The sequence below is a fragment of the Streptomyces hawaiiensis genome (assembly GCF_004803895.1).
Lineage (GTDB): Bacteria > Actinomycetota > Actinomycetes > Streptomycetales > Streptomycetaceae > Streptomyces > Streptomyces hawaiiensis.
Map to the genome: position 1 here is coordinate 6,869,235 of NZ_CP021978.1, position 14,565 is coordinate 6,883,799.

General features: G+C 70.8%; 13 protein-coding genes. 3 read left to right on the plus strand and 10 right to left on the minus strand.

Features of this window, described 5'->3' with window-relative positions; genetic code table 11:
* Nucleotides 1-305: 305 nt before the first annotated feature.
* Entirely contained in the window at nucleotides 306-854 is a 549-nt protein-coding gene (locus CEB94_RS31595) for a DUF1697 domain-containing protein (protein ID WP_175435416.1), read from the plus strand.
* A complete protein-coding gene (locus CEB94_RS31600) occupies nucleotides 847-1,221 on the plus strand; it encodes a nuclear transport factor 2 family protein (RefSeq protein WP_175435417.1) in 375 nt (124 codons plus the stop codon). The genes CEB94_RS31595 and CEB94_RS31600 overlap by 8 nt, the downstream gene beginning before the upstream one ends.
* Here CEB94_RS31600 and CEB94_RS31605 read toward each other — a convergent pair.
* Nucleotides 1,202-2,059 carry a transglutaminase-like domain-containing protein gene (locus CEB94_RS31605; RefSeq protein WP_175435418.1) on the minus strand — a complete coding sequence of 286 codons (858 nt, stop codon included), beginning with the start codon at nucleotides 2,057-2,059 and terminating at the stop codon, nucleotides 1,202-1,204. The two genes, CEB94_RS31600 and CEB94_RS31605, sit on opposite strands and share 20 nt — an antisense overlap.
* A 152-nt stretch (nucleotides 2,060-2,211) precedes the next feature.
* On the opposite strand from CEB94_RS31605, the gene CEB94_RS31610 reads away from it, so the two are divergent.
* Nucleotides 2,212-3,039: a GvpL/GvpF family gas vesicle protein gene (locus CEB94_RS31610; RefSeq protein ID WP_175435419.1), complete on the plus strand. Its 828-nt coding sequence runs from the start codon at nucleotides 2,212-2,214 to the stop codon at nucleotides 3,037-3,039.
* Nucleotides 3,040-3,042: 3 nt separating this feature from the next.
* Here the strand turns inward: CEB94_RS31610 and CEB94_RS31615 are convergent, their stop codons facing one another.
* The 9 genes from CEB94_RS31615 to cysC form a co-directional block, all read right to left on the minus strand.
* Complete coding sequence (locus CEB94_RS31615; RefSeq protein WP_175435420.1) at nucleotides 3,043-3,840, minus strand: serine peptidase; 798 nt, start codon at nucleotides 3,838-3,840, stop codon at nucleotides 3,043-3,045.
* A complete protein-coding gene (locus tag CEB94_RS31620) occupies nucleotides 3,837-7,793 on the minus strand; it encodes an AAA family ATPase (RefSeq protein ID WP_175435421.1) in 3,957 nt (1,318 codons plus the stop codon). Before CEB94_RS31620 ends, CEB94_RS31615 begins: the two co-directional genes overlap by 4 nt.
* Before the next feature lie 155 nt (nucleotides 7,794-7,948).
* Nucleotides 7,949-8,689, minus strand: a complete 741-nt coding sequence (locus tag CEB94_RS31625) for a sirohydrochlorin chelatase (protein ID WP_175435422.1) — start codon at nucleotides 8,687-8,689, stop codon at nucleotides 7,949-7,951.
* 5 nt (nucleotides 8,690-8,694) lie between these two features.
* Nucleotides 8,695-9,591, minus strand: coding sequence for an ABC transporter permease (locus CEB94_RS31630; protein ID WP_175435423.1), 897 nt, complete (start codon nucleotides 9,589-9,591; stop codon nucleotides 8,695-8,697).
* Nucleotides 9,578-10,366 (minus strand): ABC transporter ATP-binding protein, encoded by a 789-nt coding sequence (locus CEB94_RS31635; RefSeq protein ID WP_175435424.1) that lies wholly within the window; start codon nucleotides 10,364-10,366, stop codon nucleotides 9,578-9,580. Before CEB94_RS31635 ends, CEB94_RS31630 begins: the two co-directional genes overlap by 14 nt.
* A gap of 49 nt (nucleotides 10,367-10,415) precedes the next feature.
* Nucleotides 10,416-11,519, minus strand: coding sequence for an aliphatic sulfonate ABC transporter substrate-binding protein (locus CEB94_RS31640; RefSeq protein WP_175435425.1), 1,104 nt, complete (start codon nucleotides 11,517-11,519; stop codon nucleotides 10,416-10,418).
* Between the two features lie 222 nt (nucleotides 11,520-11,741).
* Nucleotides 11,742-13,076: a sulfate adenylyltransferase subunit 1 gene (locus CEB94_RS31650; RefSeq protein ID WP_175435426.1), complete on the minus strand. Its 1,335-nt coding sequence runs from the start codon at nucleotides 13,074-13,076 to the stop codon at nucleotides 11,742-11,744.
* 2 nt (nucleotides 13,077-13,078) lie between these two features.
* A complete protein-coding gene (cysD, locus tag CEB94_RS31655; protein WP_175435427.1) occupies nucleotides 13,079-14,014 on the minus strand; it encodes a sulfate adenylyltransferase subunit CysD in 936 nt (311 codons plus the stop codon).
* A complete protein-coding gene (gene cysC / locus CEB94_RS31660; RefSeq protein WP_175435428.1) occupies nucleotides 14,011-14,547 on the minus strand; it encodes an adenylyl-sulfate kinase in 537 nt (178 codons plus the stop codon). Before cysC ends, cysD begins: the two co-directional genes overlap by 4 nt.
* Between the last annotated feature and the right edge of the window lie 18 nt (nucleotides 14,548-14,565).

Consider the following 14,565-nt stretch of genomic DNA (forward strand, 5'->3'; position numbering starts at 1 on the left):
CCCTGCCGCCCCCTTTCGTTTCGAAGGTATGGGCCGTATAAAGCCATCTCGTCGTGCTTCCCGGTGACGTGGCGGCACGGGAACTCATCCCCATGGAGCGAGCCCCCTCCCCACTGGGGAGGAGCCCCGCGGACTGTGGCCCCTTACACCTATCGCAGGACATGTCGGGCTCCTCGGGTGTGTGGATCCTGGGCAGACGGTTGTGCCCCGCGAAGCCCGGTGAGTAATTTACGGGCCGGGCAGCTGCCCGCAGCGGTCGTCGTGCCCACCCCCACGGGGCACGACGACCGCCTTATCGTGAGCGGATGACGACGACATACGCGGCCCTGCTGCGCGGAATCAACGTGGGTGGCAGCAGGAAGGTCCCCATGGCCGACCTGCGCACGCTCCTGGCGGACCTCGGCCACGACGACGTCCGCACGTACCTGCAGAGCGGCCAGGCCGTGTTCTCCTCCGGCCACGGCAACGAGGAGTCACTGGCCGGGGAGATCGCGCAGGCCATCGAGAAGCACTTCGGTTTCGGCGTCGACGTGATCGTGCGCGACCACGCCTATCTGCGGGCCGTCGCCGACGCCTGCCCCTTCCCGGCCGCCGACCTGGAGCCCAAGCAGCTGCACGTCACCTACTTCTCCGCGCCCGTCACCCCCGACCGTTTCGCGGAGATCCATCAAAACGCCTACCTCCCCGAGGAGTTCCGGCTCGGCGACCGGGCTCTGTACCTGTACGCCCCGAACGGCCTGGGCCGCTCCAAACTGGGAGAACACCTGTCGAAACCGCGTATCACCAAGGGCGTGATCGCCACGACCCGCAACTGGAACACCGTCGTCAAACTGGTGGAGATGACGGGTGCGTGAGCACGACCAGGCGGTCGAGAGCGCCATGGAGGGCGAACTGGCCCTGCTCACCCCGAAGGTCCGCCGCTCGCCCGAGCGGGTCGGGGCGCTGCTGCACCCCGACTTCCACGAGTTCGGCGCCTCCGGCCGGCACTGGAGCCGGGCCGCGATCATCGCCTCCCTGGCCGCGACAACCGAGCCGGCAGCCCGCCCCGTCGCAGTCTCCGCACTGAGAGGCGTCCAGCTCGCCCCGGACCTGGTCCACCTCACCTACGACACGGAGTACGACGGCAGTCGCGCCCACCGCAGTTCGCTGTGGCGGCGCACGGAAGGCCACTGGCTGCTCTACTTCCACCAGGCGACCCCGTTCAGCGAACGGGCAACGTGACCCGGCGGTCCCCCAGGTAGGGCGTGTACGAGGTGATCTCGGCCGGCACGGTCAGCCGCGGGTCCGCGAAGAGGCGCCGCCGGTCGTCCCCGGAGCGGGCCGCGGCGACCGCGTCGGCTGCCGCGAGGTCGTCCGCGCAGAGGGGCGCGTCTTTGCGGAGCTGAGGGTCCCAGCCGTCCCAGGGGAGCAGTTCGACGCCGTTCAGCGCGGCCAGGTCCCGCAGCACGTTGCCGCGCACGAACCACAGGCCACGGAGTCCTTCGCCCGCGCTGAACCCGCACGTCCGCGGATCCACGCGCCCCTGGCGGCAGGCCCGCCAGACGTCACCGGCCACCAGGAAGGCGTCCCGCGGCACGTCCATCGGGTCGAACGGCACGTCGTACCCGCTGAGGACCTGCGCGTCGGCCAGCCGCAGGCCGCCGTCCGGCGCCCGGTACTCCGTGACCCAGTGGTCCTCGTACCAGTCGTCGACGAAGTAGGTGGCGAACCCGCAGCGCGGGCGCGCCGGCGTGCCCGTGGCCCGCAGCAGCGAGCACAGCAGGAGCGAGAAGTCCCGGCAGGTCCCCACGAACCTCCCCCCGGGCGCCCGTCGTTCGGTGAGCGGGGTGTCCCCGCGCTCCCGCAGGATCCGCAGAATCTCCGTGACGTACCGGGACTCGGCGTCGCGGTGCAGCCGCTCCTCGGGCATGGCGTACCCCAGGAGCCCGCTCTCGCCCCGGTGGATGATCAGGCCCCTGACCATCGCGGCCAGTCGGTGCGGCTCGTGGGGCAGCCCTCTCGTGTCGAGGTCCCCGGGATCACTGTACGGCGTTTGACGCAGAGAGAAATCCTCGTTCATGCCGGGACCCTCCGCCCTGCCCCAGGGGCAAGGTCAACCCGCCGGCCGTTCATGTGAACGCCTCGGCCGCTCCCTGCGTACCTACGGGAGGACGGCACGAGAACGGAGTCTCGCGAGAGGAATCGCACGGCCACCGACAGGAGCCCGCAGTCATGAGCGACACGAACCTCGTCTACGCCTACGCGGTCCTGCGCCGCACACCCGAGGCCGAGGCGGCCACGGCCCGCCTGCGCGGTGTCGCCGGAGAGCCGATCCATCTGGTCGACCCGGCGGTCACCGGCCCGCAGCTCGCCTTCGCCGTCGGCCACGTACCGCCCGCCGACTACGCAGCCGCTCCCCTCCAGGCCCACCTCGACGACCTGGACTGGCTGGAGTCCACGGTCCGCTCCCACCACGCCGTGGTGGCGGCCCTGGTCGCCTCCGGCGCGGCCGTGCTGCCCCTGCGCCTCGCCACCGTCTACCGCGACGTGCACGGTGCCCGCCAAGCCCTCGACACCCGCCGCAGCTACTTCCTCTCCCTCCTCGACCGCCTCACGGGCCATGTCGAACTCGGCGTCAAGATCTACGCCGCCCCGGACATCACCCCGCCCGACGCCGGCACGGAGTCCGCACCGGACCCGTTCACGGGCCTCGGGGTCGGCCGCGCCTACCAGGTGATCCGCCGCCGCAGACAGCGCAGGAACGAGGAGGCATGGCGTACGGTCGCCCTGGCCGCCACCCGCGTCACCGAAACGGCCCGTACCCTCGCCGTCGACCGCGTCGCCCACACCCCCGAACGCGGCAGCCTGGCGGGCTCGGCCCCCGGCACCAACGTCGGCAACGACGCCTACCTCGTCCCGGCCGACCGCGTCGACGCCTTCCGCACGGGCATCCTCGCGGCCGCCCAGGGCGTCCCCGGCCTCCGTGTGGAGTTCAGCGGCCCCTGGGCCCCGTACTCCTTCGCCCTCCAGCCGCAACCCCACGAGGAAACGGCCGCGTGAGCGTCATCGTGACCGGATGGCCTCGGACACCGAGCGGTGACGCAGGTAGTCGAGCACGCCGTGCGGCCACGCGGGCGCGATGCTGATGTCCGGCAGCTCCTCGACACCCGCGAACACCCGGGCCAGTTCTCCCCTGGGGACGGCCACGAAGTCCCCGGCATCGGCGACGTTCACCCACCGCCGCACACCCGCGGGCTTCGCGCCCTTCCCGTCCCGGGGGAGGGGGTCGAGGCGGTGGAAGACCGCGTGGGGCAGTGCCAGCGGCGAGCCGAGGGTGAGCAGCAGCCGCACGTCCAGTTCGTCCGCCAACTCGTGCAGCACCTCGTAGGCGACGACGCTGCCCAGCGAGTGCGCGACGACGACATCGGGGCGGTGCCGGAGCAGCGCGCCCCGCACCCGCTCGCGCACAGCCGCCCGTCGGATGGCGAAGTAGCGGGCCACCTCCGGGAAGAACATCCGGACCGTCTTCTCGACCACGGCAGGGCGCTGCCCGGACCGCTGAGCGACCTGCCCGCAGATCCACCGGACCCACCCGGTCGCACGCCCCTGCACACCGCTCGGGTCGATCCCCCAGGCCCGCGCCCATTGCTCGACGAGCACCACGTCTGTGTCGTCCAGCTCGTCACTCTGCCGCTCACCGCGCAGCAGATCGGCGTAGTACGCCGTCTCCAGCTCGAGCCCGGGGATCCTGTCGCCGAGCGCTTCCAGCCAGTCCGCGCGCAGGCGCTTGCCGCCGAGGTCGGGGGTGGTGTCGGCGGCTTTGTAGTTGCGGACGCCGTGGATACCGAGGAGGCGGGTCATGGCAGCGGGGCCTCCGGTTCCGGGGGAGTGCAACTGTAGGTGCCCAGGGCGCCGTCGATGACGACGTAGACGAGCTCAGGGCCGGTGAAGCCGAAGGAGGACAACTGTCCGGAGACAGGGATCGTGGCGCAGAGGCGCAGCGTCCGGGCTTCCCAGACCTCGACGACCTGAACACTCCCTCGCCGTCCGAGGGCCACAGCGACGAGCCTGCTGTCGGGAGAGAAGACCAGCGACGGCAGCAAGGCGGACCCCTTGCCTGGCAGACGGACACTCCTGAAGTCCCGCAGGAGCGCCGGGTCGGTCGGGAAGACGCACAGCCGCTCGTACGACAGCGCTGCCAGGAGGGAGCCGTCGGGTGAGCTCGTGAGACCCGTGAGCTGCTCCGTCCAGGGGCAGTTGGCGATCTCTTCCCCGGTGACCGGGTTCCGCAGACTCAGCAGCCTGTTTCCGGCGTCCTGGACGGCGATGAAGCGTCCGTCGGGTGAGCCGACGACGCCCCCGTCGAAGCGCGGCAGCTCCGGCAGGGGCGCCTCGCCGGTGAGGCTCTTCCACAGCCGCAGATGCCCGTCCTCATCACCGCTCACCAGGACCGAGGTGTCGGGATTCACGGCGATGCAGGCGGAGATGGCCGCGACCGGCAGCCGGTTGACGACGTGCATCGACGCCGTGTCGACGACGTGGAACTCCCTCCAGCCGCCCACGACCAGGAGGCTCCCGTCGCACGTGAAGGCCAGGTGATTCCCGCCCGGCAGATCCACGCTGCCGAGCTGGGCGCGCATGGCCACCGAGTACAGGGCGACTCGGCCCTGCGCCGCTACGGCGACAAGGCCGCCGTCGGCTGAGAAGCAGACCGATCGGGTGTAACTCCCGCGGTCCACCAGTGTGCGGTCGCCCCCCGCGACATCCCAGAGCGTCGTCCCGCTGGAAGAAGACACCGCCAGCACATGGCCCACGGGGCTGAAGGCCACAGCACGGACCTTGGTGAAATCCTCCGTCTCCGCGGGATCCCACCGCGCCTCCTCCGACGGGCAGTCACCGGTGATGTCCCACACGGAGACGCCGAGTTCCTCGCTGGCCACCGCGAGCCGACGACTGTCGGACGAGAAGGTGAGTGCGGTCACCGTGCCGGTTCTGTACGGCCAGGCAGCTCCGGCCGGCACGCGGTGGTGCACGTCCCACAGGTGCACGCTTCGGGTGAACGAGCGTACGGCGAACGCGAGCAGGCGACCGTCGGGGGAGAAGGCGACCTTGCTGACCCCGGTGTGCGACGTCCTGCCGAAGAGGGGGGCGACCGACTGCCAGGTCTGCGTCTCGAGCACCTGCACACCGCGGTTGGTCGCTGCGGCGAGCAGCGAGCCGTCCGGCGAGAACGCGATGTCGTACACCGAGGTGCCCGCGGTCGCCACGGAGCGGCTGTTGGAGTTCACGTGGCCGCCGCACGACCAGAGGAGCGCGGCCGCCGCTGCCTCCGGCTGGACTGCGGCGTCCCGTGCGATACGGCTGAACCGCTCCCTGACTTCCCGTAGCCCCAGTCGATCGGCGTCGAAAGCGAACACGGACGCACGTTCCGCGGCGCTGCGCAACCGGGCGTGGGCGACCCACGAGGCGCTGAGCAGCCGCAGAAAGTCCGAAGCCCGCTCCGACCGGACGAGGTCGAGAGCGCGATGGTCCTCACGGAGGTCGAACCGGACGAGGAAGTGCGGATCGGTGAGCAAGGACTCGGCATGCGCGACGGAGCGTGCCCGTGCGGCATGTCCCAGCGCATGGCGCAGCACGTAGGGTTCGCCCTCGGCGGCCTCCCAGGGGTCCTCGCGGTCCTGCGCTCCCGAGGCGTACGGCCCGACGAGTTCCGACAACAGCTTCTCTTCGAGGTCGAGGCTCGCCGCCTCGTCCAGCGGGTCCTCACTCGTCGGATGGTCGTGCAGGTAGTCGACCAGGCCTTGGTGGAAGAGCCGGTACAGGGTCTCACCGCTGTGCGGGTCGCTCCCGTACCGCAGGAAGGGCGAGGCCTCCCACAGGGTGTCCTGGAAGTGCTGTTCGTCGATCGAGTCGACGCCCAGAGCCCGCAGGGCGCGTTTCAAGGTCGTGCGCGGCATGCCGTCGCCGCGCGAGCGCGCGAGCACGGCGAGCACCGCCCGTAGATGCGGGTAGTCGTGGCGCCGCGTCTTCAGGATCGATTCCAGCAGCGCCGGCAGATGGGGCGACGCCGCCTTGGCATACATGTCGGCACCCACCTCGTCACGGGGCGGGTACTTCAGGGTCAGCAGGAAATGGACGTACAGGCCGGCGAGCAGGAACGGACCCCACGGTTCGTCCCCTCGCGCACCGCGCACGATGTACGCCGCGCCCTTCTTGGCCAGCAGGCCGGCGAATTCCGACGAGGGGCCGGTGGCGAAGGGCCCCTGGGCGTCGAGGAGACGCCGGATGTAGCGCCGGACGTCCTGTTCGACCGCGGCGGGTTCCGCCGCGTCGAGGTCGATGTGCACGCCTTCGATGTCCGCCGCCTCGTCCAGAGCCGACAGCGCGGTCACCACTTCCCGGCGGCCGCCCAGCAGGATCCTGCACGGCGCGGGGGCACTTGGCCGCTCGCCCGCTTCCCGGGGCGCCAGGAGATCGGCCACCAGACGCAGAACCGCCTGGGGCTCGGTGCTCTCGTCCACGGCATCGAGCACGATGAGACGGTTCTTCTGCTCCCGCGCCAGCAGGAAGCGCAGCGCCTCGGACGTCTGCGGCGGCGTGCCCGGCCCCCGGCTCCCCTCTCCTTCTTCGTCGGTCTGCTTGGGCCACCGCGCCCATACCGCGGAGGCGATGGCGGCCAGCACTTGCTGAGCCGACCGCTGGCGCGCGTGCACCGCCACCATGTCCGGCACCTCGGGCAGGTCGAGCCCGGACGACTCCCACAGTTCCCGGAAGCGCCGGCGCAGTCCGGGGTCCGCGGCACAGACGGTGACCCCCAAAAGCCCGGACTTTCCCGCGCCGGCCGCACCCGTGACGGTCAGCAGAGGACCCGTTCCGGACACCCACTCCATGGCGCGGGTCAGTTCCGCGGTGCGGCCGGAGAAGAACCCGGTGCCGGTGTCGACCGGGACGAGGCCGCGGCCCGAGGCGCGGTCGGCGAAGTAGGCGGTGTCGTCGGCCTGCCCGCCGGCCGCCGGGGCGCCGGAACCGCCTTCACCGGGGACGTGGCCCAGTGAGAGGCGCCGGGTCCGCAGCTGTTCCGGGGTCAGTGCGACCAGACGGGGGTTCGGCAGGAACGGCCAGTCGGCGTCGCCTTGTTCGACACTGAAGCCGAGCGAGAGGCGCTGGTCGGCCGGGTCGCTGCGGATCACCCGGATCAGTTCGCGGACGAACCGGCTGAACCTGATCGACTCCTCGTCGATGTGGAGGTCCAGGTCCGCGAGCCGGTGCAGTGCGGCGGCGATCCGGCCGCTGAACTGACCGCGTTCGGTGGGGGAGGTGCTGACGGCCGCGCCCAGGGCCCAGACGCCCCGGTCCGCGTCGATCTCGGTGAACGGCTGCCGGCCCGTCGCGACGCCGGCCGAACAGGTGTCGACGAGGAAGACGACACGGTGCCGCGTGCCACCGCGCTCGACCTCCTGCTGCGCCTTCTCGATCCACCGGTCGACGTCCACCTCGCGGTTGTCGCGAGCGACGAACGACAGCCGGTGACTCCGGTCGATCCTGCCGTGCCCGATGAGATGGACGACCATGACACCGGTCGGCTGGGAAACGTCGACGAGCCGGCCGCGCAGGAGCGCCTCCACCTCGATCTCCGTCGGATCCAGCGAGGTGGCGACCGTGGCGCCGAGCCGGCCGAAGGCCTCCTCGACCTCGCTCATCCGTGCCGGGACGAAACCGAGTTCCTCCATGTCGGAGCCGTCGTCGAAGCTCCCCACACCGATCGACAGCACGGTGACGTCGGGAGATGCGGGCCGCCGGGTCTCGCTCTCCAACTGGCCTCCCTGGCACCTGGTTCGGGACGGCGCCGGGGTCAGTCGTCAGCGTCGCTCTCCGACGCTACCCGATCACCCGCCGGACACAAGGCCGATCGGGTCGCCCAGGCCGGCGGCACCGACGGCCGGCCGTCACGGACCGGCCCGGCGGCCCGTCAGGCGCTCACAGCCGACGGCAACGGCATCCGGGCCGCCTCGTACCGTTCCAGCACCACCCGCGCCACCTCCGGCGCCGGCCCCAGGACGTCCGCCAGGACATCCGCGTCCGCCGCGCCCCGGGCGATGCGGTCCGGGAGGAAGCCGGGAGCCAGGACGTACGGGGCGACGGCGACCCGGGAGCAGCCCAGCTCGCGGAGCTCGCGGACGGCGTCCTCGGTGCGCGGAAGGGATGCGGAGGCGAACGCAGGCCGCACGGCGCACCAACCGGTGTGCCGCCACTCCCGCGCGATGTCTGCGATCACTGCGATCGCCTCCGGGTCGGTGGACCCCGCCGAGGCCAGGACGAGGCCGGTCGAGGACTTGTCGGCGGGGGTCAGGCCCGCCTCGTACAGGCGTCGTTCCAGCGCTGCCAGGAGGAGGGGGGAGGGACCCAGGACGTCCGCCTGGTGGACGCGGAGCTGCGGGGGCGCGTCCGCGAGGACCGCGGGGATGTCCGCCTTCGCGTGGAACGCCCGGGTCAGGAGGAGGGGGAGGGCGACGACGTCGCGGACGCCCTGCACCGCCAGGGACTCCAGAACCCCCTGCGCCGAGGGGACGTTGAAGTCCAGGAAGCCCGTCTCCACCCGGACGTCGGGGCGCAGCGAGCGCACCCGGCGCACCAGGGCGTGCACCGTCGCGGCATGGCGCGGATCGCGACTGCCGTGGGCGATGACGAGGAGGACGGGCTTGCTGTTCATGGGCTTCAGCTCTTCACCAGCAGACCGCGGCTGCGCAGCACCCACCGCTCCAGCGGGCTGAAGATCAGCAGGTCGATGGCGATGCCGACGATGAGGATCAGGAGGATGGCCTCGAAGACCATGGCCATGTCGCTGGCGTTGCGGCCGTTCTCCAGCAGCTGGCCGAGGCCCACGCCGAGGTCGGGGAAGGACGCGATGATCTCGGCGGCCATCAGGGAGCGCCAGGAGAAGGCCCAGCCCTGCTTCAGGCCCGCCACATAGCCGGGCAGCGCGGCGGGCAGGACGATGTGCCAGGTGCCCTTCAGGCCCGTCGCGCCGAGCGTACGGCCCGCGCGCAGGAACAGCGGGGGCACCTGGTCGACGCCGGAGACCAGGCCGTTGGCGATCGAGGGGACCGCGCCGAGCAGGATCACCGCGTACATCATCGAGTTGTTCAGACCCAGCCAGATCACCGCCGGCGGCACCCAGGCGACCGACGGCAGCGACTGCAGACCCGACAGGATCGGACCGATCGCCGCGCGGATGAACTTCACCCGGGCCACGATCAGACCCAGCGGCGTGCCGATCACCAGGGCGAGGCAGAAGCCGAGCAGACCGCGCGAGACGCTGGTCCAGATGTAGCCGAGCAGCTCGCCCTGAAGCCACGCCGTCTCGACGACGTCCCACACCGCGGACGGCGCGGGCAGCTTGGTCGGGTCGTCGACGACCTTGAACGAGACGAGCGCCTGCCAGAGGGCCAGCACCAGCGCGACGGCGAGGACGGGCGGCAGGATCTTCTGGACGAAGGTCTGCCGGAACGGCGTGCGGAGCGTCTGCCGCGACTCCAGCGCGTCGAGGCCCGCCTCAAGCCCCTCGAGATCGCTGCCGTCCTTGGCGACGGTCGTCGATTCAGTGCTGGCCATGACGGCGGATCTCCCCACGCAGTTCTTCGGTGATCTCGACGGACAGCTCCGCCACCTGGGTGTCCTCGATACGGCGCGGGTGCGCGATGTCCACCGTCCACTCACGGGCGATCCGGCCCGGGCGGGAGGACAGCAGCACCACGCGCTGCGCGAGCCGGACCGCCTCGCGCACGTTGTGCGTGACGAACAGGACCGACAGCTGCGTCTCGCGCCAGATGCGGGTCAGCTCGTCGTGCAGCACGTCCCGCGTGATGGCGTCCAGCGCCGCGAACGGCTCGTCCATCAGCAGCAGCTTGCTCTCCTGGGCGAGCGCCCGCGCCAGCGCGACGCGCTGGCGCATACCGCCCGACAGCTCGTGCACCCGCTTGCCGTACGCGCCCTTCAGCCGCACCAGTTCGAGCAGTTCCTCGGCCCGCTCCCGGCGCTCGGCCTTCGGCACGCCCCGCAGCTTCAGGGCGAGTTCGATGTTCTTGCCCGCGGTCAGCCACGGGAACAGCGCGTGCTCCTGGAACATCAGCGCCGGGCGGCCGTCCGTGGCGATCTCGCCGACGGTGGGCCGGTCCAGGCCCGCCACCAGGTTGAGCAGCGTTGACTTGCCGCAGCCCGAGGCCCCCAGGAGGGTGACGAACTCTCCGGGCGCGACATCGAGAGTGATGTCGTCCAGGACGAGCTGCTGCCCGGCGGGGCCCGAGAACGACTTCGACACGTGGTCGATCCGGGCGGCGTGCGTGGCCGCCTCGGTGCCGTCGGCGGCCTTGGCGAGGGTCGTGGCCATGGTCGTCACCTCCTGGGAACTGTTCACAATGCGGCTTGGGGATGCGGGCTTACTTCGCGCCGAGACCGGCGTCGCCGACCGTGGGCTCGCCCTCGGCCTTCAGAACCTTGTTCAGCGGCGCGAGGTCGTAGATGCCCTTCAGGTCCGGCTTCTGAAGCAGCCCCGCCTTCACCGCGTGCTCGGCCTCGGTGTTGAGGGTGGAGGCCAGCGGGTCGTCGGTGAACCGGATCGACTTCCACGCCGGGTCCAGCACGTCGGCGGGCAGCGCCTTGCCGGTTTCCGCTTCCAGCAGCTTGTTCGCCGCTTCCTTCGCCGCGTCCGGGTTGGCGTTGATCCACTTGTTGGTCTCGACCGAGCCCTTGAGCACGGCTTCGACGACCTGCGGGTACTTCTTCAGGAAGTCCTGCCGCACGATGATGTTCGTGATCACGAACTTCTTGTCCGGCCACAGCGTCGACTCGTCGAGCAGCTCCTTGCCGCCCTCGGCGACCAGCTTGGACGCGGTCGGCTCCGGCACCCAGGCGCCGTCGACCGACCCGGCCTTGAAGGCGTCCGGGGTGACCTTGTTGTCGCTGCGGACGACCGTGACGTCACCCTTGCCGCTCTGCGGGTCGACCTTCCAGCCCTGCTCCGCGGCCCAGTTGAGGAACGCCACGTCCTGCGTGTTGCCCAGCTGCGGAGTCGCGATCCGCTTGCCCTTGACGTCCTTCAGCGACTTGATCTTGTCCGGATTGACCACCAGCTTCACGCCGCCGGACGCCGAACCGCCGATGATGCGCAGGTTCTTGCCGTTCGACTTGACGTAGCCGTTGATGGCGGGGGAGGGGCCGATCCAGCCGATGTCGATGGAACCGGAGTTGAGCGCCTCGATCTCCGAGGGACCGGCGTTGAAGACGGCCGGCTCGACCTCCGTGGCGCCGAGAGCCTTCTGGAAGATGCCCTTCTGCATGCCCACCAGCGCGGTGCCGTGGGTCAGGTTGCCGAAGTAGCCGATCTTGACTTTGTCGAGACCCTCGATCTTCTTCGCCCCGGCGGCGACCTTGGCGGCACCGTCGTCCTTGGCCTGGGAGCCGTAGCCGCAGGCGGCCAGCGTGAGCAGGGGAAGTGCGGCGACGACCGCGAAACCGCGGCGAAGAGCGGATGAAGCAGGCACGGGAGGTGGTCCTCTCGAAGGCCCGGCGGTCACGGTTACTCAGGTCGTGGCCGGGAGGTCGGCGGGTTTTCGTCTACGGCGGTGGGGGGTGAGGGCGCGCAGGCAGTGCGCGTACGTCAGCGCACACATCGCGCCACTCCGCCCTGCCCGCTGCCCAGAGCACCGCTGCCGACGCGGCCGCCCTCCTTGGCGAACATGGAGTAGAAGTCGGGGGAGGTCATGTCAGAAGTCCCACCCGTCGTCCCCGGACGCGTCCTTGACCGGCTCCGGGGCGGCGAAGGACTCGCCGACCATGCCCGCGGTGAGGGTGGTGCCGTCGTTCGGGTCGATCAGGATGAACGAGCCGGTGCGCCGGGAGTCGGCGTAGGAGTCGACGGGCAGCGGCTCGGCGGTACGGATCTTCACCCGGCCGATGTCGTTGGCGACGAGCTGTCCCGGGTGCGGGTGCAGGGACAGGTTGTCGAGCGTGAGGCGGGACGGGATGTCCTTGACGATCGCCTTGACCGTGCGGGTGCCGTGCTTGAGCAGCACCCGGTGCCCGACGGTCAGCGCGGCGTCCGCGACATGGCAGACGGTCGCCTCGACGTCCTGCGTTGTCGGGGGCGCGTCCTTGCTGGGCACGATCAGGTCACCGCGCGAGATGTCGATGTCGTCCTCCAGCAGGAGGGTCACCGACTGTGTGGTCCAGGCGACGTCGACCGGCTCGCCCAGCAGGTCGATGCCGGAGATCTTCGAGGCGCGGCCCGACGGCAGGACGGTGACGTCCTCGCCGACGTGGAAGGACCCGGCCGCGATCTGACCGGCGTAGCCCCGGTAGTCCGGGTGGTCGGCGCTCTGCGGCCGGATCACGTACTGCACGGGCAGCCGGGCGTGGCAGTGGCTCAGGTCGTGCGCGACCGGGACCGTCTCCAGGTGCTCCAGCACGGTCGGGCCGCCGTACCAGTCCATGTTCGCGGACGGGTCCACCACGTTGTCGCCGACGAGCGCGGAGATCGGGATCGCGGTGACCTCGGGGACGCCCAGCTCGGTCGCGTACGCCGTGAACTCCTCGGCGATGGCGGCGAACACCTTCTCGTCGTACCCGACGAGGTCCATCTTGTTGACCGCGAGGACCGCGTGCGGGACGCGCAGCAGGGCGGCGATCGCGGCGTGCCGACGGGTCTGCTCGACGACACCGTTGCGGGCGTCGACCAGGATGACCGTCAGCTCGGCCGTCGAGGCACCGGTGACCATGTTCCGGGTGTACTGCACGTGGCCGGGCGTGTCGGCGAGGATGAACCGCCGCCGGGGCGTGGCGAAGTAACGGTACGCCACGTCGATGGTGATGCCCTGCTCCCGCTCGGCCCGCAGGCCGTCCGTCAGCAGTGCGAGGTCCGGGGCCTCCTGGCCGCGGCTCGCGGAGACGCGCTCCACGGCCTCCAGCTGGTCGGTGAGGACCGACTTGGAGTCGTGCAGCAGCCGCCCGACGAGGGTGGACTTGCCGTCGTCGACGGAGCCGGCGGTGGCGAACCGCAGAAGGGTCGTTTCCGCGAGTTCCTCGGTGGTGATCGTGGTCATCTTTAGAAGTACCCCTCGCGCTTGCGGTCTTCCATCGCGGCCTCGGACATCTTGTCGTCGGCGCGGGTGGCGCCCCGCTCGGTGAGCCGGGAGGCGGCGATCTCCACGATCACCTTCTCGATGGTGTCGGCGTCGGAGTCCACCGCGCCGGTGCAGGACATGTCACCCACGGTCCGGTAGCGCACGAGCCGCTTCTCGACGGTCTCGCCGTCCTTCGGCCCGCCCCACTCGCCGGCGGTCAGCCACATGCCGCTGCGGGAGAACACCTCGCGCTCGTGCGCGTAGTAGATCTGCGGCAGCTCGATGCCCTCGCGGGCGATGTACTGCCACACGTCCAGCTCGGTCCAGTTGGACAGCGGGAACACGCGGACGTGTTCGCCGGGCGCGTGCCGGCCGTTGTACAGGTTCCACAGCTCCGGGCGCTGGCGGCGCGGGTCCCACTGGGAGAACTCGTCGCGCAGGGAGAACACCCGCTCCTTGGCCCGGGCCTTCTCCTCGTCGCGGCGGCCGCCGCCGAAGACGGCGTCGAACTTCTCCGCCTGGATCTTCTCGGTCAGCGGCAGCGTCTGCAGCGGGTTGCGGGTGCCGTCCGGGCGCTCCTTGAGGACACCGCGGTCGATGTAGTCCTGCACGGAGGCCACGTGCAGCCGCAGCCCGTGCTTCTCCACCGTGCGGTCGCGGTACTCGAGGACCTCGGGGAAGTTGTGCCCGGTGTCCACGTGCAGCAGCGAGAACGGCACCGACGCCGGGCGGAACGCCTTCAGCGCCAGGTGCAGCATGACGATGGAGTCCTTGCCGCCGGAGAAGAGGATCACCGGCCGCTCGAACTCGCCCGCCACCTCGCGGAAGATGTGCACCGCCTCGGACTCGAGGGCGTCGAGGTGCGACAGCGCGTACGGGCTGCCGGTCTCCTCGGAAACGGTGGCGACGGTCGTCATGCCAGTCCCCTTTCGGTCAGCAGGGCGTACACGCAAGCCGCGGACTCCTGCACGGTCTGGTTCTGCGACTCGATGCGCAGGTCGGGCGACTCGGGTGCCTCGTACGGGTCGTCGACCCCGGTCAGCCCGGTCAGTTCGCCCGCGGCCTGCTTGGCGTACAGGCCCTTCACGTCACGCTCGCTGCACACCTCGACGGGCGTCGCGACATGCACCTCGACATACCCGGTGCCGTTGGCCTGGTGGCGCTTGCGCACCGCCTCCCGGCTGTCCTGGTACGGCGCGATGACCGGGACGAGGGCGAGCACGCCGTTGCGGGCGAGCAGTTCGGCGACGAAGCCGATGCGCTGCACGTTGGTGTGCCGGTCCTCGCGGCTGAAGCCGAGCCCCGCCGAGAGGAACTCGCGGATCTCGTCGCCGTCGAGCACCTCGACCCGGTGGCCCTCCTCGCGGAGCCGGCCGGCCAGTTCGTGGGCGATCGTGGTCTTGCCGGCGCTCGGCAGACCCGTGAGCCAGACGGTGGCTCCGGTCGTCACGTCACTCTCCTGAATCGT